A 24,777-nucleotide genomic window follows, 5' to 3' on the forward strand; every position below is an offset into this window, starting at 1 on the left:
CAAGGGACAGAGGCCGGTGCGCCTCCCCGCGCACCGGCCGGCTGCCGATTGTGTCAGATATCCAGGTTGGCGACCTTCAGCGCATTGTCTTCGATGAAATCGCGACGCGGCTCGACGACATCGCCCATCAGGGTGCTGAAGATCTGGTCAGCTGCGACGGCGTCTTCGATGCGCACCTGCAACAGTCGACGGGTTTCCGGATTCACGGTGGTGTCCCACAGCTGCTCCGGATTCATTTCACCCAGGCCCTTGAATCGCTGGATCTGGCGACCGCGCTTGGCTTCCTCGAGCAGCCAGCTCTGCGCCTTGGCGAAGCTGTCGACTTCGATCGACTTGGCGCCGCGGGAAATCGTCGCGCCCTCGCGGACCAGGCCGTGCAGCAACTTCGACGCCTGGTGGATGGCGCGCAGTTCACCACTCTCGAACGCCGACATCGGCAGCACCTGGATGTGCTGCTCGCCCATGTGGCGACGAGTCACCAGCACGGCGGCCGGACGCTCATCGTTGGCTTCCTGCAGCTCCAGGCTGAAGCGCGGGCTGCCCAGGCTGCCCTGGTTGAGGCGCTTGGCCAGTGCATCCAGGCCTTCACCGTCGCCGGCACTGCGCAGGCTCTCCATGTCCATCGGCACGAAATCAACCAGCGCCTCGAGCAGGTTGCGGTCGTAACGGTGGGCGTTGCGCTCGATCGAATCCTGCGCGGCGGCGTAGGCCAGCAGCAGTTTTTCCAGCGCCAGGCCTTCGATGCCTGGTTCGCCGGTGGCCGGCACCAGCGTGGCGTTTTCCACCGCACTGCTGGCCAGGTAGCTGTCCAGCGCGGGGTCGTCCTTCAGGTACAGCTCCTGCTTGCCCTGCTTGATCTTGTACAGCGGCGGCAGGCCGATGTAGACGTAACCGCGCTCGATCAGCTCCGGCATCTGACGGTAGAAGAACGTCAGCAGCAGGGTGCGGATGTGGGCGCCGTCGACGTCGGCGTCGGTCATGATGATGATCTTGTGGTAGCGCAGCTTGTCCGGGTTGTACTCGTCACGGCCGATGCCGGTGCCCAGCGCCGTGATCAGCGTACCGACCTGGTCGGAGGACAGCATGCGGTCGAAGCGGGCACGTTCCACGTTGAGGATCTTGCCGCGCAGCGGCAGCACGGCCTGGTTCTTTCGGTTGCGGCCCTGCTTGGCCGAGCCACCTGCCGAGTCACCCTCGACGATGAACAGTTCGGACAGCGCCGGATCCTTTTCCTGGCAGTCGGCCAGCTTGCCCGGCAGGCCGGCGATGTCCAGTGCGCCCTTGCGGCGGGTCAGGTCGCGGGCCTTGCGCGCGGCTTCACGTGCACGCGCGGCGTCAACGATCTTGCCGGCGATCGCCTTGGCTTCGTTGGGGTTTTCCTGCAGGAACTCTTCCAGGCGTGCACCGAAGGCGTTTTCCACTGCCGGGCGCACGTCGGAGCTGACCAGCTTTTCCTTGGTCTGGCTGGAGAAGCTCGGGTCCGGCACTTTCACCGACAGCACCGCGATCATGCCTTCGCGCATGTCGTCGCCGGTCAGGTTGATCTTGGCCTGCTTGGCGATGCCGTTCTGCTCGATGTAGTTGTTGAGCACGCGGGTCAGCGCACCGCGGAAACCGGCGAGGTGGGTGCCGCCGTCCTTCTGCGGAATGTTGTTGGTGAAGCAGTACATCGTCTCCTGGTAGGAGTCGGTCCACTGCAGCGCCACATCCACGACGATGCCGTTGTGCTCGCCGGTGACCGAGATGACGTTCGGATGCAGCGGGGTCTTCAGCTGGGCCAGGTGCTCCACGAAGCTGCGGATGCCGCCTTCGTAGTGGAAGTCGTCGCGACGGCCATCACCGCGCTCGTCGGCGAGGACGATCTTGACGCCGGAGTTCAGGAACGACAGCTCGCGCAGGCGACGGGCCAGGATGTCGTAGTGGAATTCCACGTTGTCGTGGAACGCAACGGTCGACGGCCAGAAGCGCACGGTGGTGCCGCGCTTGGTGGTGGTTTCCAGCTTGGCCAGTGCGGTCACGGCGGCGCCGTTGCTGAATTCCTGCTGGTAGTGGAAGCCGTTCTGGAACACATCCACCAGCAGCTTCTGCGACAGCGCGTTGACCACGCTGACGCCGACGCCGTGCAGGCCGCCGGACACCTTGTAGCTGTTGTCGTCGAACTTGCCACCCGCGTGCAGGACGGTCATCACCACTTCGGCGGCGGACACCTCGCGACCCAGCTTGGCGCTCATCTGCTCGTGCTTGCCGGTGGGGATACCGCGACCGTTGTCGGATACCGAAACCGAGCCGTCGGCGTGGATGGTCACTGCAACGTGGTCGGCGTGGCCGGCCAGCGCTTCGTCGATCGAGTTGTCGACGACCTCGAACACCATATGGTGCAGACCGGTGCCGTCATGTACGTCACCGATGTACATGCCGGGACGCTTGCGGACAGCCTCCAGGCCTTCCAGGGCGGTAATGCTGTTGGCGTCGTAATTGCCGTTGTTTGCCGGGGTGTTCTGTTCGTCGCTCATTGCGCTTGCCGTAGGCTCCGCAGGTCGGCCACCGCCGGGAGCGATGTGCCGAGAATGAAAGGATTCCAACCCGAATTATACCAGCCGGGGTCGAGCGGCCCTGGTGTGCCCACTATGGCACAGCCACGATCTGTGCATGTTCCACGTGGAACCGGGCAATATGGGTCAGCTCCTGCAGCGCTGCCGGGGTTTCGGTGGCAGTGACAAAGATCTGTGCCGGGCCGCTGAGCAGGCGCTCCAGTACCCGCGCCTGGTGGGTCCGGTCCAGCTCCGAAGCCAGATCGTCGAGGGCAATCACCGGCCACTCGCCGCGCTGCTCCGCGTAGTCCTCGGCCTGTGCCAGCAGGCACGCCAATGCCGTCAGCTTGGCCTGGCCGCGAGAGAGCGCGTCACGACCGGGAATGCTGTGGAAATCCACGCTCCAATCGGCCCGGTGCGGCCCGACCGAGGTGTAACCGGCCTGGCGGTCACGTTCCCGTGCCAGAAGCAGGGCATCGGCCAGAGGAAGCTCATGCCGACGCCACCCCGCACTGAGTTCCAGGCCCTGGATGCCGAGCTGCGGCGCCAGGCTGGCAGCCAGCGCCACGGTGCGCTGCTGCAAGCGCTCCAGGTAGTGCTGGCGACGACTGGTCAGAGGTTCTCCGGCCTCGGCAAGCTCATGATCCCAGGTATCGAGCATCCGTGGCGGCCCCCCTTGCTTGAGCAGGGCGTTGCGCTGCTTCAGCGCACGCGAATAGCGGCGCCACAGGGACAGGAAATCAGGTTCCACGTGGAACAAGCCCCAATCGAGGAAACGGCGACGGGGTTCACCGCCTCCACTGACCAGCGCGTGGCTGCCGGGCTCGAACGTCACGACGGCCAGCGCTGCGCATAGATTGCCCAGCTGGGCCACGTCCTCACCGTCCAATCGTCCCTTCCAGTCCTGGCCACTGTGGCGCAGGCCGGCCTTCCGGCGGTGCGGCGGATGGTCCGCGCGTTGTTCGTCCCATTCGACGAAGATTTCCAGGGCTTCCTGGCCCTGGCGCACCAGACCATCGCGTACCCGGCCTCGGAAGCTCCGCCCGTACGCCATCAGATGCAGGGCCTCCAGCACGCTGGTCTTGCCGGCACCGTTGTCGCCAGTCAGCAGGTTCAGTCCCGGCTGGGGCGAAAGGTCCACCGCACTGAAGCGACGCAGTTGGTGCAAGGCGAGGCGGCGGATAAGCATGGGGCGCGAAAGACCATCCGCACGGGGCGGTAGAGGGGGCGGGGAATCCATCAGCTTACTGCATCGGTCAAGCCGGGGCCGACGGCACCACGTACCGCGTGGAGCGGGGTAGTCCAGAACGATGCCCTGTTCCACGTGGCGGGAATGGCGTCGCGGGTTACCTCGAAATCCTTCGATTCTGCACCGCGATGGCGGGAGCAGCCGCCCAGATTTCAGCGAAATCAGCGCGTCTACGGAGAGCGGTTCGTGATAACGGACGGAGCCCGCGACCGTTCCTGCAGATTGCTTCAAATCTGAGACCCAAGGTCCTGGAGGGTTCCACAGATTTCAAGAAATTCGCGCCGATCGTTTCACGCTGTCCACAGCGGCACTGTATGACTTATACACAAGGTATGGGCAATCTGTGGATAAAAAAGCGGCTTTGCACCGGCCTCGAAACTATCCACAGGTTCTCCCCCAGGCTGTGGGGCCTATATACAGGGGGTTTCAGCCCTAAAAAGATCTTTTAAATCATAAACATAGCCTGTTTTTCCACCAGATCTGGAGCTACCATCACCACCATGCTTTAGATTTATACCCAGATTTAGAAGCTAGGCGAGCCCCGATCTGCCGGAAATGCAGCCTGTGGACAGGGTCGTTTCGCAGAGGCGCGAGCACCGCGATGTCGGCTGCCTTCACCTGCGTCAGCGCCTTCCGCTGGGAAACCCGACCGGCTGAGGAAAGAGCACTGAGTTCCTGATCGGGCGGCCGTCCGACGAACCGGAGTCCTGGCCAGGGGCAAGCGATTGCCTGGGACACCTACCGCCTGTTTCACTCCGATCCGAAGCTCGATAAACCGGCCACACAGACCGGCGCAGCGGAAGCACGTTTCGATGCTCCACGTGGAACCAAAAAAAACGCCCGGGAATATCCCGGGCGTCGTCTGGTTCCACGTGGAACAGGACCGCTGTCAGAGCCGCAGCGGCATCACCACGTGGCGCGATTTCTCGCTGCTGGATTCACGTACCAGGGCCGAAGAGTTGGAATCGCGCAGCTGGATGATGACTTCCTCATCGCGCAGGGCCGAAAGGGCATCCAGCAGGTAGTTCACGTTGAAGCCAATCGCCAGGTCGCTGACGGTGGTGTCGGCTTCGATCTCTTCCTGCGCCTCTTCCTGTTCCGGGTTGTGCGCACTGATCTTCAGGTTGCCCGGCGAGACTTCCACGCGGATGCCGCGGTACTTCTCGTTGGAGAGGATCGCCGCACGCTGCAGCGACGCGCGCAGCGCCTCGCGATCGACCTTCACTTCGCGGTCGGCACCGATCGGGATCACCGCTTCGTAATCCGGGAAGCGACCGTCGATCAGCTTGGAGGTAAAGGTGACATCGTCGCGCTTGACGCGGACGTGGCTGCGGCCGACTTCCAGCTCGATCTCGCGATCGCCGCTTTCCAGCAGGCGCTGCAGTTCGGTCACGCCCTTGCGCGGCACGATGATCTGGCGCTTGGAACCGCTCGGCTTGGCCAGATCGGTTTCACACAGTGCCAGGCGATGGCCATCGGTCGCCACGGTGCGCAGCGCATCCCCGCGCAGGTCGAACAGCAGGCCGTTGAGGTAATAGCGCACGTCCTGCTGCGCCATCGCGAACGCGGTGCGCTCGATCAGCTCCTTCAGGGTCGCTTCGCCGATGGCGACGCGCTCGGTGGCTTCCACTTCATCCACCGACGGGAAGTCGTTCGAAGGCAGCGTGGCCAAGGTGAAACGGCTGCGACCGGCCTGCACGGTGATCTTGTCACCGGTCTGCGAGACGGTGATCCGGCTGCCGTCGGGCAAGGCGCGGATGATCTCGAACAGCTTGCGGGCGGGAATGGTGGTTTCGCCGTCCTGGGCATCTTCAACCGCGATCCGCGACACCATCTCCACTTCCAGGTCGGTACCGGTCAGCGACAGCTGGCCGTTCTGCACCTGGACCAGGAAATTGGCCAGAACCGGAAGGGTCTGGCGGCGTTCGACCACGTTGACGACCTGTGCCAACGGCTTGAGAAAGGCTTCGCGCTGCAGTGTGAAACGCATGTGGTTCCGTGCCCCTATGCTTTAAAAAATGTGGAATAAATCAAAAGCTTGGTGGTGCTGGTAGAGACAGAATCGCTGGAAAACAATGCTAAGTCTTTGTAATTAAAGGTATTTCAGACCTCGAAACCCTCTGCATTACCGACCCCCAAGGGGTGGGGAAAGCTGTGGATAAATCTGCTGCGATTTCAAACGGCATTTTTATCCACAACGTGTCCCGCGCTTGCTACCGGATTCTGCACCGTTTTGTGCGATGACGCCTCATCGGCATCCGTGCATCATTCGCTCAGCTTCCGGATCAGCTTGTCCCAGTCCTCACGGAGCTTGCCGTCGGTTTCCATCAGGGTCCGGATCTGGCGGCAGGCGTGCAGCACCGTGGTGTGATCGCGACCGGCAAAGGCGTCGCCGATCTCGGGCAGGCTGTGTTCGGTCAGTTCCTTGGTCAGCGCCATGGCGACCTGACGGGGGCGGGCCAGCGAGCGGGTCCGGCGCTTCGACAGCAGATCCTTGATCTGCAGGCCGTAGTAGTCGGCAACGGTTTTCTGGATGTTGGGAATGCTGATCGCCTGCTGCTGGGCGCGCAGCAGGTCGCGCAGGGTTTCCTGGGCGAACTCGGTGGTGATCGCGCGGCCGGTGAAGTTGGCGCGGGCGGTCAGGGTATTCAGCGCGCCCTCGAGGTCGCGCACGTTGGAGCGCATCTTCTTGGCGATCAGGAACGCAACATCATCGGGAATCTCTGCACCACGTTCGCGTGCCTTGGCCAGCACGATCGCGGCGCGGGTCTCGAAGTCCGGCGGTTCGATCGCGACCGACAGGCCCCAGGCAAGACGCGACTTCAGGCGCGCTTCCAGGCCCTCGACTTCGCGTGGATAGCGATCGCAGGTCAGGATGATCTGCTGCTTGCCATCGAACAACGCGTTGAAGGTGTGGAAGAACTCTTCCTGCGTGCGGTCCTTGCCGGCGAAGAACTGGATGTCATCGATCAGCAGCGCGTCGACCTGCTGGAACTGGCGCTTGAACTGATCCATGGTCTTTTCCTGCAGGGCCCGGATCATCGCGCTGAAGAACTGTTCCGAACGCAGGTACAGCACCTTCGCACCTGGATTGGCCTGGCGCATGGCGTTGCCGGCGGCGAACATCAGGTGGGTCTTGCCCAGGCCGGTGCCTCCGTACAGCAGCAGCGGGTTGTGCGCGCGATCGCCCGGTTTCTGCGCTGCCTGGAAGGCAGCAGCCAGACCCAGCTGGTTGCTGCGGCCTTCAACGAAGTTGGCGAACGTGTAGTGGCTGTCCAGATTGCCGGCGAACGGCACCTGCGGCTCACTGGCGATGTGCGCCGACGGCGCGGAAACGGCCGCGTTCTGCGCTTCCACCGGCCGTGGGCGCGAGCCGATTTCAAGAAAAACGTCGCTGAAGCCGGCGAAATGGGCCAGCAGCTCGCGGATACGGGCCAGGTACAGCTCGCGTACCTGGTCGACGATGAAGGCATTCGGTGCATACAGCACCAGGCTGTCCGCGCGCAGATCGGCCTGCAGCGGCTTCAACCAGGTGTGAACGTCTTCCGGCGGGAACTCCGCTTCAAGGCGCTCGAGACTACGGGACCAGGCATCCATCAGCAATAATCGTCCGGTGGCCGGGGCATGGACGCGACAAGGCGCCCAGACACAGGCCGGAAAGGGGGGAAATGGATGGCTCAGACTACCACCGAGCGCCCGCCTTCGGAATGCTTGTCCCCTACTTATTCACAAAAACATCCACAGCTATTGCACAGCCCGGTGAATTCGCGTAGCTGTCAGGGCTTGACGCGGGGCAGGGTACCTCTCTAGAATTTCCGGTTCTTTCCGTCCCATTCATACGAGAGGCCCCCAATGGCCACGAAGCGCACCTACCAGCCCAGCAACCTCAAGCGTAAGCGCGACCACGGCTTCCGTGCCCGTATGAAGACCGCTGACGGCCGCAAGATCCTGTCGCGTCGCCGCGCCAAGGGCCGCAAAGTCCTGAGCGCCTGATTGCCATGCCGCACCTCGCGGCAGACGCAATCCCTTCGACAGTGAATACTGCAGACCCGCGCAAGCGATTCCCTCGCTCTGCGCGGGTTCGCACGCGTGCCGAATATTCAACGGTCTTCAACGGCGCCCGCCGTGTGTCCGATCCGCTGATGACCCTGCACTGGCTGCCGGCTGACCGGCCGGCCAGGCTGGGTCTGGCGGTTTCCCGCAAGGTCGATCCGAACGCCGTGGGGCGTAACCGGATCAAGCGCGTCCTGCGCGACATCCTGCGTCAGACACGTACCGAAATCCAGCCAGGCGACTTCGTCGTCGTGGCCCGTAGTGCTGCGCGTTCCGCCAGCAACGACGAGATCCGCCAGGCCTTCCTGCGCCTGCTGCGTCGCCTGCGTGCATTGCCCGCGCCGGGCGTGGACGGCACAATGCCGCCGCCTGATGGCATCGCAACTCCTTCTTTGACCGAGCCGGCATCGCGTCCCGGCCCCGCCGAGCCTGTCCGCTGATGAACCAGACCCGCGTATTCCTCATTTTTGCCTGGCTGATGGTGGCCGTGCTGCTGTGGATGGAGTGGAGCCGTGAAAAGGCTGCCCCCACCCCGGCACCGACGACCACGTCGGCCCCGGCCGCCGCACAGAGCGTTCCGGGCGCGACCCCGGGCAGCATCCCCAGCGCCCAGGTCCCGGGTGCCCCCGGCCAGGCGGCGGTGCAGGCGCAGGCCAGTGCGACCCCGGCCAGCCAGCGCGTGACCGTCACCACCGACGTGCTGCGCCTGGTGCTCGATGGCGGCCGCGTGCTCGACGCCGAGCTGCTGCAGTTCCCGCAGACCAAGGACGAAGGCAGCCCGCCGGTACGCCTGCTGACCGAGGACCCCGCGCATCCGTACAGCGCGATCAGTGGTTGGGCCAGCGAGGACAAGAACACCCCCGTTCCCGGCGCTGACGGCTTCAAGCTGGTGGGCGACACCAAGGACTTCGTGCTGGCCAAGGGCCAGAACGAGCTGCAGATCCCGTTCGTGTGGACCGCTGACAACGGCGTGACCATCAAGCGCACCCTGACCGTCTCGCGCAACGAGTACGCCGTGCGCTTCAAGGATGAAGTCAGCAACGCCGGCACCGCACCGTGGAACGGTTACGTCTACCGCACCCTGGACCGTACCCCGACCATCCTGTCGCGGAGCATGACCAACCCGGATTCCTTCAGCTTCAACGGCGCCACCTGGTACGACAACGACAAGAAGTACCAGCGTCGTGCGTTCAAGGACTACCTGGAAGACGGCACGCTGAACCAGAACATCACCGGCGGCTGGCTGGCGATGCTGCAGCACCACTTCTTCACCGCCTGGATTCCGCAGAAGGACCAGACCGCGCACTACGTGCTGTCGCAGGTGGCCGGTCGTGACCTGATCGAAGCGCGTGGCCCGGCCTTCACCCTGGCCCCGGGCCAGTCCACCAGCACCGAGGCCCGCCTGTGGGTCGGCCCGAAGCTGGTCAACCTGATCGCCAAGGAAGACGTGCCGGGCCTGGACCGCGTGGTCGACTACAGCCGCTTCTCGATGATGGCGGTGATCGGCCAGGGCCTGTTCTGGGTGCTGAACCAGGTGCACAAGCTGGTCGGCAACTGGGGCTGGGCGATTGTCGGCCTGGTGGTGCTGCTGAAGCTGGTGCTGTACCCGCTGTCGGCGACCCAGTACAAGAGCGGCGCGAAGATGCGTCGTTTCCAGCCGCGCATCGCGCAGTTGAAGGAACGCTATGGCGATGACCGCCAGAAGTTCCAGACCGCGATGATGGAGCTGTACAAGAAGGAAAAGATCAATCCGATGGGCGGCTGCCTGCCGATCCTCATCCAGATGCCGATCTTCTTCGCCCTGTACTGGGTGCTGGTGGAATCGGTCGAACTGCGCCAGGCGCCCTGGTTCGGCTGGATCCAGGACCTGACTGCACGCGACCCGTACTTCATCCTGCCGGTGATCAACGTGGCGGTGATGTGGTTCACCCAGAAGCTGACCCCGGCGCCGGGCATGGACCCGATGCAGCAGAAGATGATGCAGTTCATGCCGCTGGTGTTCGGCGTCATGATGGCCTTCATGCCGTCCGGCCTGGTCCTGTACTGGGTGGTCAACGGCGGCCTGGGCCTGCTGCAGCAGTGGTGGATGACCAAGCGCCATGGCGGCGAGCCGGTGGCGGCCACGACCGCGCCGGCCCCGGTCAAGAAGAAGTAATCCCGACCGCAGGTCACCTGCTTTGTAGAGTCGACTGTTAGTCGACTGGCGGACGAGCAGTCGACTAACAGTCGACTCTACCGCCCCGATCGACGCGAGAAGCCCGCCGCAAGGCGGGCTTTTCGCATGCGGCGGTAGAATCGCCTGCACACCGTTCCTCCCACCTTCGAGTCCGCCATGCCGCGTGCGTCGTCGTTCCGCCTGTTCCTGCCCTCGCTGTTGTTGACCCTGGTTGTTGCCGGCTGTGGCGACCAGGACGCGAAGGCGCCGGCGACCACCGTCACCCAGGCGAGCGCGCGGGCCGCGGCCGCCGCCGATCCCGCGGCCGCACCGTTGCTGGCGGCCCTGCAGAAACAGCTCGACGGCTACCGCCGGATCATCGTGCTGCTGGCCGACGAGGCGCAGCAGTCGGCCGCCGACCGCGGCACTTCCACGCGCGTGGGCCAGCAGCTGTTCCACGATGGCCTGGAACAGCGCACGGCCATCGCCGCGCAGTTCGACACGCTGCTGCGCGGCGGCAGCCCGCAACGCTTCGCCACGCTCGGCACGGTGCTGGACTACATCGAGTCCGCGCCGGAGCTGTTCGACGCCGACCGCCTGGCCTTCCGCGAAGTGCTGCGTGATCTGCATGAGCGTGTCGGTACCGATTCCTCGCTGCCGGCGGTGAAGCTGCACCAGCGCATCGGCGAGGACCTGGAAGCGCTCGATGAGATCGAGCGCAACTACAACCAGGAACTGACCCGCATCTTCAGCCGCTTCGAGCGCACCCGCGCCATCGAGCTCAAGCGCGAGAAGTGGGACGATTACATCGCCCACCTGCACAGGGACTACAGCCGCGAAGCGATCCTGCGCGACTACGGGGTGATCGAGCCCTACCCGATGTCGATGAAGGACAGCGACCGTGAGATCTTCGGCCGCGACCTGCCGGCCAAGACGGTGGTGCTGACCTTCGACGATGGCCCGCACAAGGCCTACACCGACGAAGTAGTGGCCATCCTCAAGCGCTACGACGTGCCGGGCGTGTTCTTCGAGGTGGGCCGCAACCTGGGCAAGGTCGAGGCCGATGGCAAGGTCAGCCTCGGGCCGATGGCGAAGATCAGCCGCAACCTGATGGAAGAAGGCTATGCGGTGGGCAACCACAGCCTGACCCACGCCCAGCTGTCGCGCACCACCGGCGACGCGCTGCGCCAGCAGGTGCTCGACACCGACACGCTGCTGAAGGACGTCGACAGCAAGCGCGCGCCGCTGTTCCGCTTCCCGTATGGCGCGCGCAATGCTGAAGGCCTGCAGCTGCTCAACGAGGCCGGGCTGAAGTCGATCATGTGGAACATCGACTCGATGGACTGGGCCGACCCGGTGCCGGAGTCGATCGTGCAGCGCGTGCTGGACCAGGTGAACAAGGAACAGCGCGGCATCATCCTGTTCCATGACATCCACGATCGTGCAGTGAAGGCACTGCCGCAGATCCTCGACCGGCTGATCGCCGATGGCTACCAGTTCGCCGGCTGGAACGGCCGCGACTTCACTGTCGCCCGTGCGCGCAAGGGCGATACCGGTGCCGCCACCGTCACCACCGGCTACGAGAAGTCGTGGGCGATCGTGGTCGGCATCGACAACTACGCCAAATGGCCGAAGCTGGAATACGCCAGCCACGATGCGCAGGCGGTGGCCGATACCCTCACCGGGCAGTTCGGCTTCCCGTCCTCGCAGGTGATCGTGCTGAAGAACGAGCAGGCCACCCGCAACAACATCCTGGCCGCGTTCCACGACCGCCTGGCCGATGACCGCACCGGCAAGAACGACCGCGTGTTCGTGTTCTTCGCCGGCCATGGCGCGACCCGCCAGCTGGCCTCCGGGCGCGATCTCGGCTACATCATCCCGGTCGATTCGGATCCGAAGGAATTCGCCACCGACGCCATCGCGATGACCGACATCCAGAACATCGCCGAGAGCATGCAGGCCAAGCACGTGATGTTCGTGATGGACGCCTGCTACAGCGGCCTGGGCCTGACCCGCGGTGGCCCCTCGTCCTCATCGTTCCTGCGCGAGAACGCGCGTCGCAGCGCGCGGCAGATGCTGACCGCCGGTGGTGCCGACCAGCAGGTGGCCGACGCCGGCCCGAACGGCCACTCGGTGTTCACCTGGGTGCTGCTGCAGGCACTGGCCGGCAAGGGGGACCTCAACGGCGACGGCCTGATCACCGGTACCGAGCTGGCCGCCTATGTGGCGCCGGCCGTGTCGGCGGTCTCGCACCAGACCCCGGCCTTCGGCAGCCTGCCCGGTTCGCAGGGCGGCGAGTTCGTGTTCCAGGTGCCGGACAGCCAGGAATTCCTCAACGCCGGCACACGCCAGCTGACCGCCGATGCGATCGCGTTGAACAACAAGGTGGATGCTGCCAGCGAGGCCAAGGACAGCCAGGCACCGGTGACCGTGGCTGACCTGCAGGGCGGCAAGGCCAAGCTGGTGGTGCCCACCGCCGGTCCGGCCTCCGACCGCCAGCGCGCGCAGCAGGCCAACGACCGTGGCCTGCAGCTGTATCGCGAGAAGCAGTACGACGAGGCGGCCGCGCAGTTCACCGAAGCGCTGAAGCTGCGTCCTGATTTTGCCCAGGCGGCCAACAACCTCGGCTTCGTCTACTACCGCCAGCAGCGCTATGCAGAAGCTGCGCGCTGGCTGGAGAACACGCTGAAGATCGACCCGTCGCGCGCCGTGGCCCACCTGAACCTGGGCGATGCCTACTTCAACGCCGGCGACAAGGCCAAGGCCAGGCAGGCCTACACCACCTACCTGGCACTGCAGCCGCAGGGCAGCGGTGCGGCCCAGGCGCGCGCGCAGCTGGAGAAACTCTGAGCGATGAACGAGGCGATCCACACCGACACCATCGTCGCCATCGCCAGCGCGCCCGGCGCTGGCGGCGTCGGCCTGCTGCGCCTGTCCGGTCCGCGTGCCGCGGCCATTGCCCACGCGCTGGGTGCACCTGCGCTGCGCCCGCGCCACGCGCACTACGCGCGCCTGCGCGATGCCGAGGGCGAAGTCATCGACGACGGCATCGTGCTGTGGTTCCCGGCGCCGAACAGTTTCACCGGCGAAGAGGTGGTGGAACTGCAGGGCCATGGCAGCCCGGTGCTGCTGCAGCAACTGGTCGCGCGCTGCATCGCGCTCGGCGCGCGCCAGGCGCGGCCGGGAGAGTTCAGTGAACGGGCGTTCCTCAACGGCAAGCTGGACCTGGCCCAGGCCGAGGCCATCGCCGACCTGATCGCCGCCGGCGACAACCGTGCCGCGCGCGCTGCACGACGCTCGCTGGACGGCGTGTTCTCGCGCCGCATCGAGGCCGTGGTCGAGCAGCTGGTGCTGCTGCGCATCCACGTCGAAGCGGCCATCGACTTTGCCGACGAACCGCTGGATACGCTCGGTGGCGCACAGGTGCGGCGTGGGCTGGAACAGGCCCGCAGTGATCTGGCCCTGCTGCGCCGCGATGCCGAACGCGGTCGTCGCCTGCGCGATGGCCTGCATGCGGTGCTGGTCGGTCCGCCCAATGCCGGAAAGAGTTCATTGCTCAATGCGCTGGCCGGCAGCGAGCGTGCCATCGTCACCGACATCGCCGGCACCACCCGCGACACCCTGCGCGAAACCATCCGCCTGGATGGCCTGGAGCTGACCCTGGTCGACACCGCTGGCCTGCGCGACGGCGGCGATGCCATCGAACGCGAAGGCATGCGCCGCGCGCACGTGGAAATCGAGCGCACCGACCTGGCACTGATCGTGCTGGATGCGCGCGATCCGGCGGCCGGTGAAGTGGCGCTGGGCGATGCAGTGGCGACGGTGCCGCACAAGGTCTACATCCACAACAAGTCGGACCTGCTGGCGGCGTTGCCGTCGCTGGACGATCCGGACCGCGTGTTCGTCTCGGCCGCCACCGGTGCCGGGCTCGAGGATCTGCACGCGCGCCTGCGTTCGATTGCTTCGGCCGGTGCAGGGGAGCAGGTGGACGGCGAGTTCTCGGCGCGCACGCGGCACGTGGATGCAATCGAGCGCGCGCAGGAACACGCGCAACGCGCCGATGGCGAGCTGGCGCACGAGCACCTGGAACTGGCCGCCGAGGAACTGCGGCTGGCGCATGATGCGCTGGGTGAGATCACCGGGCAGATGAGTGCCGATGATCTGCTGGGAAGGATCTTCTCCAGTTTCTGCATCGGCAAGTAAGCCTTGGTAGTGCCGGCCGCTGGCCGGCAAACCAGCCGAACGAGCTCCTCGGGATCGCTACGGGGTCGGAGCCCCTGCGGGGATCCGACCCCGGTTCCCCCACCTGTCACATTGCCGCCGCATACTGACGGCCATCACATACCGCTTGGGGAAGTCGCAGTGAAGTCGTGGGGTTGTGCATTGCTGTTGTCGCTGGCCATGGCACCATCGGTGGCCATGAGTGCTGAATCCTCAACCCCGGCCGCACCCAAGGTGTCGGTCTACGGCCATCGCGGGGCAAGCGCGCTGCTGCCCGAGCACACCCTGGCGTCGTACGCGCAGGCCATCGCCGATGGCGCCGACTACATCGAGCCGGACCTGGTGATGACCAAGGACGGGGTGATGGTGGCCCGGCACGAGAACGAGATCGGTGGCACCACCGACGTCGCCTCGCATCCGGAGTTCGCCAGCCGCCGCACCCGCAAGGTGATCGATGGGCAGCAGGTCGAGGGCTGGTTCACCGAAGACTTCACCCTGGCCGAGCTGAAGACCCTGTACGCCCGTGAGCGCCTGCCGGAACTGCGCAGCACCGCCTACGACGGCCAGTTCCGCATCGCCAGCCTGGACGAGATCCTGGCCTTCCTGGTGCAGCAGGCCGGGCGTGCCAACCGCGGCATCGGCCTGGTCCCGGAGATCAAGCACCCGACTTACTTCCAGTCCATCGGCCTGCCGATGGAAGACAAACTGCTGGCTGCGCTGCGCGGCAATGCGTACACCAACGTCGGCCCGGTCACGATCCAGTCGTTCGAGACCGCCAACCTGCGCTACCTGCATGGCAAGATCGGCCGCGGCAGCAACATCCGCCTGCTGCAGCTGCTGTGGAAGGGCGATACCCAGCCGGCCGACATCGCCAAGGCCGGTGGCACGCTGACCTACGCGCAGATGATGACCCCGGCCGGGCTGAAGGACATTGCCGGCTACGCCGATGGCATCGGCCCCGAGCTGCGTTCGATCATTCCGCTGGATGGCAAGGGAGCGCTGGGCACGCCGACCTCGCTGGTACGTGATGCGCACGCCGCCGGGTTGATGGTGATTCCGTACACCTTCCGCCCGGAAAACCACTTCCAGCCCAGCAACCTGCGCAAGGGCGCCGACAGCGCGCGCAATGCCGAGGGATCGATCGCCGAGATGCGCGTTTACCTGGCGACGGGCATCGATGCGTTCTTCACCGATGACCCGGCGCTCGGCCGGCAGGCGGTGGATGGAATGGGCGCGGCCGGCACTACCGCCGCTTCAACCGCGCGGTTCATCCGGGCGGCGGAATGGAATCACCACGTGGTCCTGGCCCTCGCGCGGCGTCGTCGGCCAGCGGCTCTGCCTCGTCATGGGATGGGCGCGGCGGGGAACTGAATTTCCCGGTAGTGCCGGCCGCTGGCCGGCAACGCGAGGATTGCCAACGAAGGTTCATGAGGTTGCCGGCCAGCGGCCGGCACTACCGCCGCTTCAACCGCGCGGTTCATCCGGGCGGCGGAATGGAATCACCACGTGGTCCTGGCCCTCGCGCGGCGTCGTCGGCCAGCGGCTCTGCCTCGTCATGGGATGGGCGCAGCGGGGAACTGAATTTCCCGGTAGTACCGGCCGCTGGCCGGCAACGCGCGCACTGCCAACGAAGGTTCATGAGGTTGCCGGCCAGCGGCCGGCACTACCGCCGCTTCAACCGCGCGGTTCGTCCGGGCGGCGGAACGGGATCACCACGTAGTCCTGGCCCTCGCGCGGCTGCCACAACACCGGCACGCGCTGCGGCGACGGCGGCTCCAGCTCGTCGTCGGGCAAAGGCTCGACGTCTTCTTCTTCGTCTTCCCAGCTGTAACGCTGCCGCGGCGGCAGCGGGTCGGCGTTGCGGAACAGCAGCGCGGCGATGATGCCGGCGAAGGCGCCGCCCATGTGCGACTGCCAGGACACGCCATCGGCATGCGGCAGGATGGTCATCAGCATGCCGCCATAGAACAGCATGCCGATCAGGCCGGTGGCGATCGCCGCGCGGTCGCGGCGCAGCAGGCCGAGGCTGGCCAGCAGGAACATCAGGCCATGGGTGACGCCACTGGCGCCCAGGTGCACGCTGCCCGGATTGCCCAGCATCCACGCGCCGAGGCCCGAACCCAGCCACAGCAGGGGCAGGGCACGCACGGTGGCTTTCGGATACACGCTGCCGGCGAGGGTGCCGAGGATCAGGATCGCGATGCTGTTGGCGGCGATATGCTCGACCGAGGCATGCAGCATCGGGCCGCCGATCAGGCCGAGCAGGCCCTTGGCTTCCAGCGGCGCGACCGCCCACGGTCGCCAGTCGAACGTGCCCTGCAGGGCGAACACGGCCACCAGCACCAGCACGGCCGCCAGGCTGACATTGAACGCCCGCAGGATGCGCGAGCGGTCATTGCGGGGGGCCGGCACGTCGCCGGCGGGCAGGGGCGTGTTGTTGTCCATACCTCAGCAATGGCGGTGGCTGGCGCGAAACCAAGGCCACCGCAACGGGAGAGTGGAGGCGGCCGGCGGGACAATCCCACCGGCCGCGCTGTTCAGCCGGTCAGGCTCAGGCCTGGCCTTCGCCTTCCTTCGGCGGGTACTTCAGGCTGAGCACCACGGTGGCGGCGATGATCACCGCGACCACGCCCAGCGACACCGGCGTCGGGATCTTGAACAGGTCGATGATCATCATCTTGATGCCGATGAAGCCCAGCACCAGTGCCAGGCCGTACGGCAGCAGGTGGAAGCGGTCGGCCATGCCGGCCAGCAGGAAGAACATCGCGCGCAGGCCCAGCACCGCGAACACGTTGGAGGTGAGCACGATGAACGGGTCGGTGGTGATCGCGAAGATCGCCGGGATGCTGTCCACGGCGAAGATCACGTCGGTGACCGCGATCAGGATCAGCACCGCGAACAGCGGGGTGAACCAGCGCACGCCATCGCGCTTCACGCTCAGCGCGTTGCCGGCGTAGTCCGGCAGCAGGCGCAGGTGCTTGCGCATCCAGCGCAGGGCGGGATTGGTCTCCAGGTCCGGCTCCTGGCCGGCGGCGAACCACATCTTCCAGCCGGTGAACAGCAGGAAGGCACCGAACACGTAGAGCAGCCAATGGAACTGGCTGATCAGCACGCTGCCGGCGAAGATCATGATCGTACGCAGCACGATCGCGCCCAGGATGCCGATGATCAGCACCTTCTGGCGCTGCTCCTCCGGCACCGCGAAGTAGCTCATGATCATCAGGAAGACAAAGATGTTGTCGACCGCCAGCGCCTTCTCGACCAGGTAGCCGGTCAGGAATTCGAGCCCGACCTTGTTGGCCACCACCTGGCCGGCGGTCTCATTCAGGTAGTACCAGAGGCCCGCATTGAACAGCAGGGCCAGCACGACCCAGCCGATGGACCACCACAGGGCTTCCTTGAAGGTGACCTTGTGCGGTCCACCATGGCGCATCAACACGAGGTCGACCAGCAGGGCGATGACCACCACCGCCGCGAAGCCGCCCCACAACCACACGTTACCGATCGTCTGCATTGGGAATGTCCGTTGGAAAGATGAATGCCAGGCCGGACGGCGAGGATCTGCAACGGAGGATCGGGAGGGGATCCAGGGACAGAGCTTCGCCAGTACGGCGAAGGTCTCGCTCGCAGTTCCAGTCGGCTGGAACTGCCGTTGCACCGGAGCCTGCAGGCTCGAAATGACGGCGACAACGTCTGGGAGCTACTCCCCTTCTGGCGCCGATTCTGCCGTCTGGCCGGGCCGCCGTCAAATGCCGGTTTGCCGGGGTCGGACCCCAACGGGGCTCCGACGCCGGGGCCGTCACCACACTGGGGTCAGAGCCCCTGCGGGGATCTGACCCCGGCGCCCGGTTTACAATGGGCGGATGAATACCCCCCTTCCCGTTGTCCGCCTCAAGAATGCGTGGCGCTCCAGCCACCCGTGGATCTTCCAGAAACTGGTCGAGAAGCCGACCGTCCGGCCCAAGCCCGGTTCCATCGTCGACGTGGTCGGCATTGATGGCGAATTCATCGGCCGCGGGTTCTACAACGGACACTCGCGCATTGCCGTGCGCATCCTTGAAACCGACCAGAACGTGCCGGTGGATGCCGGCTGGTTCTCGCGCAAGATCGCCCAGGCGGTGTCGCTGCGCCGTGAGGTGCTGAAGCTCGATGCGGTCTCCGATGCCTGGCGCGTGGTGCACAGCGAAGGCGACGGCCTGTCCGGCCTGGTGGTGGATCGCTACGGCGACCTGGTGGTGGTCGAGTTCTTCGCCGCCGGCATGTTCCGCCACCGCGAATGGATCTACGACGCCCTGCGCGAGCAGTTCCCCGGCTGCCGCTTCCACAGCTTCGCCGACGAGCATGTGCAGAAGCAGGAGAGCTTCGACTTCCACGGCAACACCACCACCGAAGCGGCGGTGATCACCGAGTACGGCATCAAGTTCCGCGCCGATCCGGCCGGTGCACACAAGACCGGCTTCTTCGCCGACCAGCGCGAGAACCGCGAATGGCTGAGCCAGCAGGTGGAAGGCAAGAGCGTGCTGGACCTGTGCTGTAACACCGGCGGTTTCGCGGTGTACGCAGCAGCACGTGGCGCTTCGGAAGTGGTCGGCATCGACATCGATGAGGACGTCATCCAGATCGCCAAGGGCAATTCGCGCCTGAACAACGTGCGTCCGAAGTTCATCCAGTCCGACATCTTCCCGTGGCTGCGCGACGCCGCCAACCGCGGTGAGCAGTACGACGTGGTGATCCTGGACCCGGCGAAGATGACCCGCGACCGCGACCAGGTCATCACTGCGCTGAAGAAGTACCTGGACATGAACAAGCTGGCGCTGGGCGTGGTCAAGCCGGGCGGCCTGTTCGCCACGTTCTCCTGCACCGGCCTGGTGGCCGAGGACCAGTTCCTCGACATGCTGCGCCGCGCGGCGTATTTCTCCGGCCGCACGATCCAGATCCTCAAGGTGGCCGGCGCCGGTCCGGACCACCCGTTCATGGCCCACGTGCAGGAATCGCGTTACCTGAAGGCCGTGTTCTGCCGCGTGGTGGACTGACCGCGCGACGCTGTAGAGCCGGGCCGCGCTCGGCTCTACAAATCTGCCGACCGCAGCGCTATGGTCGGGCTCTTCCCAATGCCGGTGAGAGCCCATGCCTTCGTTGCGCCCCCTGTCCGTCGTGCTCGCCCTGGCGCTGTGCGCGCCGCTGTCGGCCCACGCCATCGAGTTCAGCGCCGAGGAACTGGCCCGCGCCAAGGCGCTGCAGCAGCGCCTGGTCACGCTCGACAGCCATCTGGATACACCGGCCAATTTCGGCCGAACCGGTTTTGACATCGAGCAGCGCCACGACCGCAACGCCCTTTCGCAGGTGGATTACCCGCGCATGGTCGAAGGCGCGCTGGATGGCGGCTTCTGGGCGATCTACACCGACCAGGGCGACCGCAGCGCCGCCGCGCACCTGGCCGAGCGTGACCATGGCCTGCAGCGGTTGATGCAGATCCGCGAAATGCTGGCGGCCAATCCCGAGCGCTTCGCGCTGGCACTGACCGCCGATGATGCCGCGCGGATCAAGGCCGCCGGCAAGCGCGTGGTGTACATCAGCATGGAAAACGCCAGCCCGCTGGTGGACGACCCCAGCCTGCTCTCGTTCTACCACCGTGCCGGGCTGCGCCTGCTCAGCACCGTGCACTTCGCCAACAACGAGTTCGCCGATTCGGCCACCGACCCCAAGGGCGCGGAATGGAAGGGCCTGAGCCCGGCCGGCAAGGAACTGGTGCGACAGGCCGTGAAGCTGGGCATCGTGATCGATCAGTCGCATGCCTCGGACGCGGTGTTCGACGATCTGCTGGCGATGATGCCGGTGCCGTTCGTGCTGTCGCACAGCTCGGCCAAGGCGGTCTACGACCACCCGCGCAATCTCGACGACGCGCGCCTGCGCAAGCTGGCCAGGGCCGGCGGCGTGATCCAGGTGAACGCCTATGGCGGCTACCTGATCGACACGGCGAAGACGCCCGAGCGCAAGCAGGCCGAAGAAGCGCTGAGCAAGCAGCTGGGTGGCTGGGAAGGCATGGGCATCGAGCAGGGTGTTGCCCTGCTGAAGGCCGAGCAGGCACTGGACCACGAGCACCCGGTGCGCCACGCCAGCCTGGATGATTTCTTCGCCCACTTCGAGCACATCCTCAAGGTGGTCGGCCCCGAGCACGTGGGCATCGGCCTGGACTGGGATGGCGGCGGCGGCCTGAGTGACCTGCCCGATGTCAGCCAGCTGCCGAAGATCACCGCCTGGCTGCTGCGCAAGGGCTATACCGAGCAGCAGATTGCCGGCATCTGGGGCGGCAACCTGCTGCGCGTGATGCGCCAGGCGCAGGATTACGCGGCAAAACAGGGCGGTTGACCGCCCTTCGGTCGTGCCGGTTACTTCGCGATCAGTGCGTGGCGGCGGCTGTACAGGAAGTACAGCACCAGGCCGGCCACGTTCCACAGCAGGAAGTACAACTGCGTGGTGTGCGGCAGGCTGATGAACAGGTAGATGCAGCCCAGCGCGGCCAGCGGCCCGACCACGAAGGCCAGCGGTGTGCGGAAGGTTCGCTCGCGGTTCGGCTCGCGCAGGCGCAGCACCACCAGGCAGATACCCACCGCAGTGAACGCGGCCAGGGTACCGGCATTGGCCAGCGCGGCGATCTCGTCCAGGCGGGCCACGCCGGCCAGCGCCGACACCACCACGGCGGTGAACAGCGTGGTCGCCACCGGCGTGCCGGTGCGCGCATTGACCTTGGACAGGCCACGCGGCAGCAGGCCATCGCGGCTCATCACGAAGAAGATGCGGCTCTGGCCGTACAGGAAGGCCAGCAGCACGGTCGGCAGCGCGATGATCGCGATCACGCCAATCACCATTGCGGCAGTCGGATGGCCGAGCTGGCGCATGATCAGCGCCAGCGGTTCGGCGCTGTGGCCGAACACCGCGTAGCTCATCGCACCCACTGCCGCCAGCGCCACCAGCACGTAGACGATGGTGCAGCCGATCATCGACCCGATGATGCCGATCGACAGGTCGCGGCCGGGGTTCTTGGTTTCCTCGGCGGCGGTGGAGATCGCATCGAAGCCGTAGAAGGCGAAGAAGATGATCGCCGCTGCCGCCATCACGCCGTGCTCGACCCCGTCAGGGCCCATCGACTTGGCAAAGCCATACGGCATGAACGGCTGCAGGTTGGCGCTGTCGAACGCAGGCAGGGCCACGGCCACGAAGATCGCCAGCGCGATCAGCTTGAACACCACCAGGATCGCATTGAGCGTGGCGCTCTCCTTGGTGCCGGCCATCAGCATGCCGGCTACCAGCCAGGTGATGATGATCGCCGGCAGATTGATCATGCCGCCTTCCACGTGCGGGCCGGCCGCCAGCCAGGCCGGCAGGTGCACGTTCCAGCCGAACTGGGTGTGCACCCATTCGAGGAAGCCGACGAAGTAGCCGGACCAGCCCACCGCCACCGTACTCACCACCAGCGAGTACTCCAGGATCAGGCTCCAGCCCACCACCCAGGCGAACACCTCGCCGAGCGCACTGTAGCTGTAGGTGTAGGCGCTGCCGGCGGCCGGCATCATCGTCGACAGCTCGGCATAGGACAGCGCCGCACAGGCGCAGACCGCACCGGCGATAGCGAAGGAAATCAGCACGGCCGGGCCGGCCAGGTTGGCGCCGACGCCGATCAGCGTGTAGATGCCGGTACCGACGATGGCACCGATGCCCAGCGCGATCAGGTGCGGCCAGCTGAGCGTCGGGATCAGGCGCCTGCCGGCTTCGTGGACGGTGACGGAATCTAGGGACTTGCGCCGGAACAGGGACATGCAGGCCTCGGAAGGGGTGACTGAGAACGACAAGTTCCCGAGTGTGACCGAACGCAGCGCAGCATTGCCACTGACGGGGGTCATACCCGACGCGCCGCGCGCTGCACCGCGATCAGGCTGCCGGAATCGGCATAAAGCAGGCCCGACCCCCGCGCCGAGCGACGTCAGGGCAGGGCGGGCCAGTGGCAGCCGTCTTCCTGCCAGGCCTCGACGTCATCGTGGAAAGAGGTCCTGCGCCCGTCACGGGCACGCTCATAGCTCAGGTCCAGCACCAGCGCGCCCTGGGTACTCAGCAGGTAACGGCCGTTGAGGCGGCCGTCGATGCGCTCTTCCCACACGCTGTCGAACTGGTAGGGACGATCCTCTGCCAGCACCGTGGTCTCCATCGAGACCCGGCGCAGGGGCAGGCGCCCGCGCTGGCCGGCGTAGCGCACGTCGGCCACGCCGTCATCCAGCCAGCGCCATTCCAGGTGGATGCTGTCGTTGCGGCCGCCCGTCAGGCAGCGATGGTCCTGTACGGTGGCGCCAGAGGCGCCGGCGAACAGCAGGGTCAGGGCGAAGCCGGTCAGGCGGACCATCCACGCGCATCCATTGCAGAAGGGGGGCCAGCATAGCCCGCCCTGCCTGCCATGCCCTCAGCGCCCGCGCGACCGCAGCTGGGTGCCGCCGCTCATCAGCATCCGCGGCAACGGCATCCGCAGGAAATCGTGCGGGAACGACGGTGCCACCGCACTGATCGCATCGAGGTGGGCCAGGGCCTCGGCCGGCAGCACCAGCTGCAGCGCGTCCAGGTTGTGCTCGAACTGCGCCAGGGTGCGGGCGCCGATGATCGGCAGCGCGCCGGCGCCGGGACGCTGCAGCAACCAGGCGAGTGCAACCTGCGCAGGCGAATGCGAAAGATCGGCAGCGATGGTTGCGACGTCCCCGGCAATCTGCAGCGAACGCGGCGTCAACGCACCATTGATCAGGGCCACGCTGCGGCGCGACCCGCCGGGTGTGGCTGGCAACGCCTCGGCGCTGGCGAGGTCGGCCGTGCTGTACTTGCCGGTCAGCACGCCGCTGCCCAATGGCGACCACGCCACCACGCCCAGCCCCAGCGCATCGGCCATCGGCAGCAGTTCATGCTCGACGCTGCGCTGGATCAGGCTGTACTCGATCTGCAGCGCCACCAGCGGCGACCAGCCACGCAGGTCGGCCAGGGTCTGCATGCGCGCGATCTGCCAGGCCGGCGTGTCCGAGATGCCGGCGTAAAGCACCTTGCCGCTGCGGACCAGGTCGTCGAAGCCCCGCATGACTTCGTCAACGCCGGTGGTGTCGTCCCAGGCGTGCAGGTACAGCAGGTCGAGGTAGTCGGTCCCCAACCGCCGCAGACTGTCCTCCACCGAGCGCAGCATGCTCTTGCGGTGGTTGCCGGCGTTGTTGGGGTCACCGGGGACGGTGGCGAGGGTGTACTTGCTGGCGATCACCAGCCGGTCGCGCTGGCCTTGGGCGAACCGGCCAAGCAGGGTTTCCGCACTGCCGTTGGTGTAGTTGTTGGCGGTATCGATGAAGTTGCCGCCACGTTCGACGTAGGTGTCGAAGATGCGGCGAGCCTCGGTTTCGTCCGCGCCCCAGCCCCAGTCGGCGCCGAAGGTCATCGTGCCCAGTGCCATCGGGCTGATGCGAAGGCCGGAGCGGCCGAGCAGGCGGTAGTGGTCCAGCGACATGCGGGGTCTCACAGGAAGGCGGCGGTACCGCCGGGAGGCACAGCATCGGCCGACCGTTCCTGTGGATAAACTGGATGGCACCGGACTCACCATGAAGAGTGGCTTCACAATGGATCCCTCCGCACCGTTGTCGGCGGTGGTCGCCTTCGTTCACGTCGCCGACCATGCCAGCTTCACCCGCGCCGCAGATGCGCTGGGCATCTCCACCTCGGCACTGTCGCAGAGCGTGCGCGCGCTGGAGGCGCGGATGGGCGTGCGCCTGCTGCAACGGACCACGCGCCGGGTCGGCCTGACCGAACACGGTGCGCGCTTCCTTGAACGGGTGCGGGGCGGACTGGAGCAGATCGATTCGGCGTTCGCCGACCTCGACAGCGCGCGTGCGGTTCCGGCCGGGAAGCTGCGCATCACCCTTCCACGCATCGTGGCCGAGCGCCGGGTGCTGCCGGCACTGCCTTCGTTCCTGGCGCGCTATCCACAGGTGGACGTGGAGCTGTGCGTGGAGCCGGCGTTGACCGATCTGGTGGCCGAAGGCTTCGACGCGGGTATCCGCCTTGGCGAGTCGCTGGCGCGCGGCATGATCGCAGTGCCGATCGGACCGCCGGAGCGGCAGGTGGTGGTGGCCACGCCCGGCTACTTCGCGCAGCACGGCATTCCGGCCAGCCCGCACGAACTGCAGGGCCATGCATGCATCGTCCACCGCCGCGCCAACGGCCGGCTGATGCCCTGGGAGTTCAGCCGCGATGACCATGACCTGGAGGTCGAGGTCAACGGCCGGCTGGTGTTCAACGATGCCGAGCTGGCCCACGGCGCCGTGCTGGCCGGGCTCGGCATGGCGCAGGGGTTCGCGTCACTGGTGGCCGATGACCTGGCATCCGGGCGCCTGCAGGCGGTGCTGCAGGACTGGCAACCGCCGTTCCCCGGCTTCCACCTGTATTACCCCGCGCGCGAGCACATGGCACCGAAGCTGCGGGTGTTCATCGACCATCTGCGCGCAGGACTGCACGGCGGGACGGGGCCCACCTAGGCCGGCAGGCGTAGCGTCGAG

General features: G+C 66.1%; 17 protein-coding genes and 1 pseudogene. 9 read left to right on the plus strand and 9 right to left on the minus strand.

Annotated features, from left to right (window positions below):
* Positions 1 to 53 precede the first annotated feature (53 nt).
* The 4 genes from gyrB to dnaA all read right to left on the minus strand — a co-directional run bounded on the left by gyrB (position 54) and on the right by dnaA (position 7,377).
* Positions 54 to 2,513, minus strand: coding sequence for a DNA topoisomerase (ATP-hydrolyzing) subunit B (gyrB, locus tag BLS66_RS10960; RefSeq protein ID WP_049468406.1), 2,460 nt, complete (start codon positions 2,511 to 2,513; stop codon positions 54 to 56).
* A gap of 112 nt (positions 2,514 to 2,625) precedes the next feature.
* The gene (gene recF, locus BLS66_RS10965) at positions 2,626 to 3,720 is read right to left on the minus strand and encodes a DNA replication/repair protein RecF (RefSeq protein ID WP_049468404.1); all 1,095 of its coding nucleotides are present in this window, start codon (positions 3,718 to 3,720) and stop codon (positions 2,626 to 2,628) included.
* A gap of 949 nt (positions 3,721 to 4,669) precedes the next feature.
* A complete protein-coding gene (dnaN, locus tag BLS66_RS10970; protein ID WP_005411731.1) occupies positions 4,670 to 5,770 on the minus strand; it encodes a DNA polymerase III subunit beta in 1,101 nt (366 codons plus the stop codon).
* A gap of 275 nt (positions 5,771 to 6,045) precedes the next feature.
* Complete coding sequence (gene dnaA / locus BLS66_RS10975) at positions 6,046 to 7,377, minus strand: chromosomal replication initiator protein DnaA (protein ID WP_049468402.1); 1,332 nt, start codon at positions 7,375 to 7,377, stop codon at positions 6,046 to 6,048.
* Positions 7,378 to 7,632: 255 nt separating this feature from the next.
* Here dnaA and rpmH point away from each other — a divergent pair, with 255 nt between their 5' ends.
* From rpmH to BLS66_RS11005, 6 genes and pseudogenes are all read left to right on the plus strand, one after another.
* Positions 7,633 to 7,773 (plus strand): 50S ribosomal protein L34, encoded by a 141-nt coding sequence (rpmH, locus tag BLS66_RS10980; protein WP_005411729.1) that lies wholly within the window; start codon positions 7,633 to 7,635, stop codon positions 7,771 to 7,773.
* 5 nt (positions 7,774 to 7,778) lie between these two features.
* Positions 7,779 to 8,273 (plus strand): ribonuclease P protein component, encoded by a 495-nt coding sequence (gene rnpA / locus BLS66_RS10985; protein WP_074725861.1) that lies wholly within the window; start codon positions 7,779 to 7,781, stop codon positions 8,271 to 8,273.
* On the plus strand, positions 8,273 to 9,988 hold the full coding sequence (gene yidC, locus BLS66_RS10990) for a membrane protein insertase YidC (RefSeq protein WP_049468400.1): 1,716 nt from the start codon (positions 8,273 to 8,275) through the stop codon (positions 9,986 to 9,988). The genes rnpA and yidC overlap by 1 nt, the downstream gene beginning before the upstream one ends.
* Before the next feature lie 177 nt (positions 9,989 to 10,165).
* On the plus strand, positions 10,166 to 12,838 hold the full coding sequence (locus BLS66_RS10995; protein ID WP_074725862.1) for a polysaccharide deacetylase family protein: 2,673 nt from the start codon (positions 10,166 to 10,168) through the stop codon (positions 12,836 to 12,838).
* Between the two features lie 3 nt (positions 12,839 to 12,841).
* Entirely contained in the window at positions 12,842 to 14,191 is a 1,350-nt protein-coding gene (gene mnmE / locus BLS66_RS11000; protein WP_074725863.1) for a tRNA uridine-5-carboxymethylaminomethyl(34) synthesis GTPase MnmE, read from the plus strand.
* A gap of 159 nt (positions 14,192 to 14,350) precedes the next feature.
* Positions 14,351 to 15,451 (plus strand): annotated as a pseudogene (locus BLS66_RS11005) (glycerophosphodiester phosphodiesterase); the annotation flags it as partial.
* A 432-nt stretch (positions 15,452 to 15,883) separates the two neighbouring features.
* Here BLS66_RS11005 and BLS66_RS11010 read toward each other — a convergent pair.
* Together BLS66_RS11010 and BLS66_RS11015 are read right to left on the minus strand one after the other, a co-directional pair.
* Positions 15,884 to 16,654, minus strand: coding sequence for a rhomboid family intramembrane serine protease (locus BLS66_RS11010; RefSeq protein ID WP_049468391.1), 771 nt, complete (start codon positions 16,652 to 16,654; stop codon positions 15,884 to 15,886).
* Between the two features lie 106 nt (positions 16,655 to 16,760).
* Positions 16,761 to 17,723 carry a TerC family protein gene (locus BLS66_RS11015; protein WP_049468389.1) on the minus strand — a complete coding sequence of 321 codons (963 nt, stop codon included), beginning with the start codon at positions 17,721 to 17,723 and terminating at the stop codon, positions 16,761 to 16,763.
* 349 nt (positions 17,724 to 18,072) lie between these two features.
* On the opposite strand from BLS66_RS11015, the gene BLS66_RS11020 reads away from it, so the two are divergent.
* Both BLS66_RS11020 and BLS66_RS11025 read left to right on the plus strand, forming a co-directional pair.
* A complete protein-coding gene (locus BLS66_RS11020) occupies positions 18,073 to 19,242 on the plus strand; it encodes a class I SAM-dependent rRNA methyltransferase (protein ID WP_049468387.1) in 1,170 nt (389 codons plus the stop codon).
* 94 nt (positions 19,243 to 19,336) lie between these two features.
* Complete coding sequence (locus BLS66_RS11025; RefSeq protein ID WP_049468384.1) at positions 19,337 to 20,578, plus strand: dipeptidase; 1,242 nt, start codon at positions 19,337 to 19,339, stop codon at positions 20,576 to 20,578.
* A 20-nt stretch (positions 20,579 to 20,598) separates the two neighbouring features.
* Here BLS66_RS11025 and BLS66_RS11030 read toward each other — a convergent pair whose 3' ends face one another.
* The 3 genes from BLS66_RS11030 to BLS66_RS11040 form a co-directional block, all read right to left on the minus strand.
* The gene (locus BLS66_RS11030) at positions 20,599 to 22,026 is read right to left on the minus strand and encodes an amino acid permease (protein ID WP_049417155.1); all 1,428 of its coding nucleotides are present in this window, start codon (positions 22,024 to 22,026) and stop codon (positions 20,599 to 20,601) included.
* A gap of 164 nt (positions 22,027 to 22,190) precedes the next feature.
* Positions 22,191 to 22,604 (minus strand): hypothetical protein, encoded by a 414-nt coding sequence (locus tag BLS66_RS11035; RefSeq protein ID WP_049468382.1) that lies wholly within the window; start codon positions 22,602 to 22,604, stop codon positions 22,191 to 22,193.
* Between the two features lie 57 nt (positions 22,605 to 22,661).
* Complete coding sequence (locus tag BLS66_RS11040; RefSeq protein ID WP_074725864.1) at positions 22,662 to 23,732, minus strand: aldo/keto reductase; 1,071 nt, start codon at positions 23,730 to 23,732, stop codon at positions 22,662 to 22,664.
* Between the two features lie 109 nt (positions 23,733 to 23,841).
* Between BLS66_RS11040 and BLS66_RS11045 the strand changes: the two genes are divergently transcribed.
* On the plus strand, positions 23,842 to 24,756 hold the full coding sequence (locus tag BLS66_RS11045; protein ID WP_049417160.1) for a LysR family transcriptional regulator: 915 nt from the start codon (positions 23,842 to 23,844) through the stop codon (positions 24,754 to 24,756).
* Positions 24,757 to 24,777 lie beyond the last annotated feature (21 nt).

This window comes from Stenotrophomonas pavanii, assembly GCF_900101175.1.
Taxonomy (GTDB): domain Bacteria; phylum Pseudomonadota; class Gammaproteobacteria; order Xanthomonadales; family Xanthomonadaceae; genus Stenotrophomonas; species Stenotrophomonas pavanii.

Bases quoted from the DNA above. Each gene is read 5' to 3' on its own strand.
- gyrB (WP_049468406.1), bottom strand. From the start codon at position 2,513: ATGAGCGACGAACAGAACACCCCGGCAAACAACGGCAATTACGACGCC.
- recF (WP_049468404.1), bottom strand. From the start codon at position 3,720: ATGCTTATCCGCCGCCTCGCCTTGCACCAACTGCGTCGCTTCAGTGCG.
- dnaN (WP_005411731.1), bottom strand. From the start codon at position 5,770: ATGCGTTTCACACTGCAGCGCGAAGCCTTTCTCAAGCCGTTGGCACAG.
- dnaA (WP_049468402.1), bottom strand. From the start codon at position 7,377: ATGGATGCCTGGTCCCGTAGTCTCGAGCGCCTTGAAGCGGAGTTCCCG.
- rpmH (WP_005411729.1), top strand. From the start codon at position 7,633: ATGGCCACGAAGCGCACCTACCAGCCCAGCAACCTCAAGCGTAAGCGC.
- rnpA (WP_074725861.1), top strand. From the start codon at position 7,779: ATGCCGCACCTCGCGGCAGACGCAATCCCTTCGACAGTGAATACTGCA.
- yidC (WP_049468400.1), top strand. From the start codon at position 8,273: ATGAACCAGACCCGCGTATTCCTCATTTTTGCCTGGCTGATGGTGGCC.
- BLS66_RS10995 (WP_074725862.1), top strand. From the start codon at position 10,166: ATGCCGCGTGCGTCGTCGTTCCGCCTGTTCCTGCCCTCGCTGTTGTTG.
- mnmE (WP_074725863.1), top strand. From the start codon at position 12,842: ATGAACGAGGCGATCCACACCGACACCATCGTCGCCATCGCCAGCGCG.
- BLS66_RS11010 (WP_049468391.1), bottom strand. From the start codon at position 16,654: ATGGACAACAACACGCCCCTGCCCGCCGGCGACGTGCCGGCCCCCCGC.
- BLS66_RS11015 (WP_049468389.1), bottom strand. From the start codon at position 17,723: ATGCAGACGATCGGTAACGTGTGGTTGTGGGGCGGCTTCGCGGCGGTG.
- BLS66_RS11020 (WP_049468387.1), top strand. From the start codon at position 18,073: ATGAATACCCCCCTTCCCGTTGTCCGCCTCAAGAATGCGTGGCGCTCC.
- BLS66_RS11025 (WP_049468384.1), top strand. From the start codon at position 19,337: ATGCCTTCGTTGCGCCCCCTGTCCGTCGTGCTCGCCCTGGCGCTGTGC.
- BLS66_RS11030 (WP_049417155.1), bottom strand. From the start codon at position 22,026: ATGTCCCTGTTCCGGCGCAAGTCCCTAGATTCCGTCACCGTCCACGAA.
- BLS66_RS11035 (WP_049468382.1), bottom strand. From the start codon at position 22,604: ATGGTCCGCCTGACCGGCTTCGCCCTGACCCTGCTGTTCGCCGGCGCC.
- BLS66_RS11040 (WP_074725864.1), bottom strand. From the start codon at position 23,732: ATGTCGCTGGACCACTACCGCCTGCTCGGCCGCTCCGGCCTTCGCATC.
- BLS66_RS11045 (WP_049417160.1), top strand. From the start codon at position 23,842: ATGGATCCCTCCGCACCGTTGTCGGCGGTGGTCGCCTTCGTTCACGTC.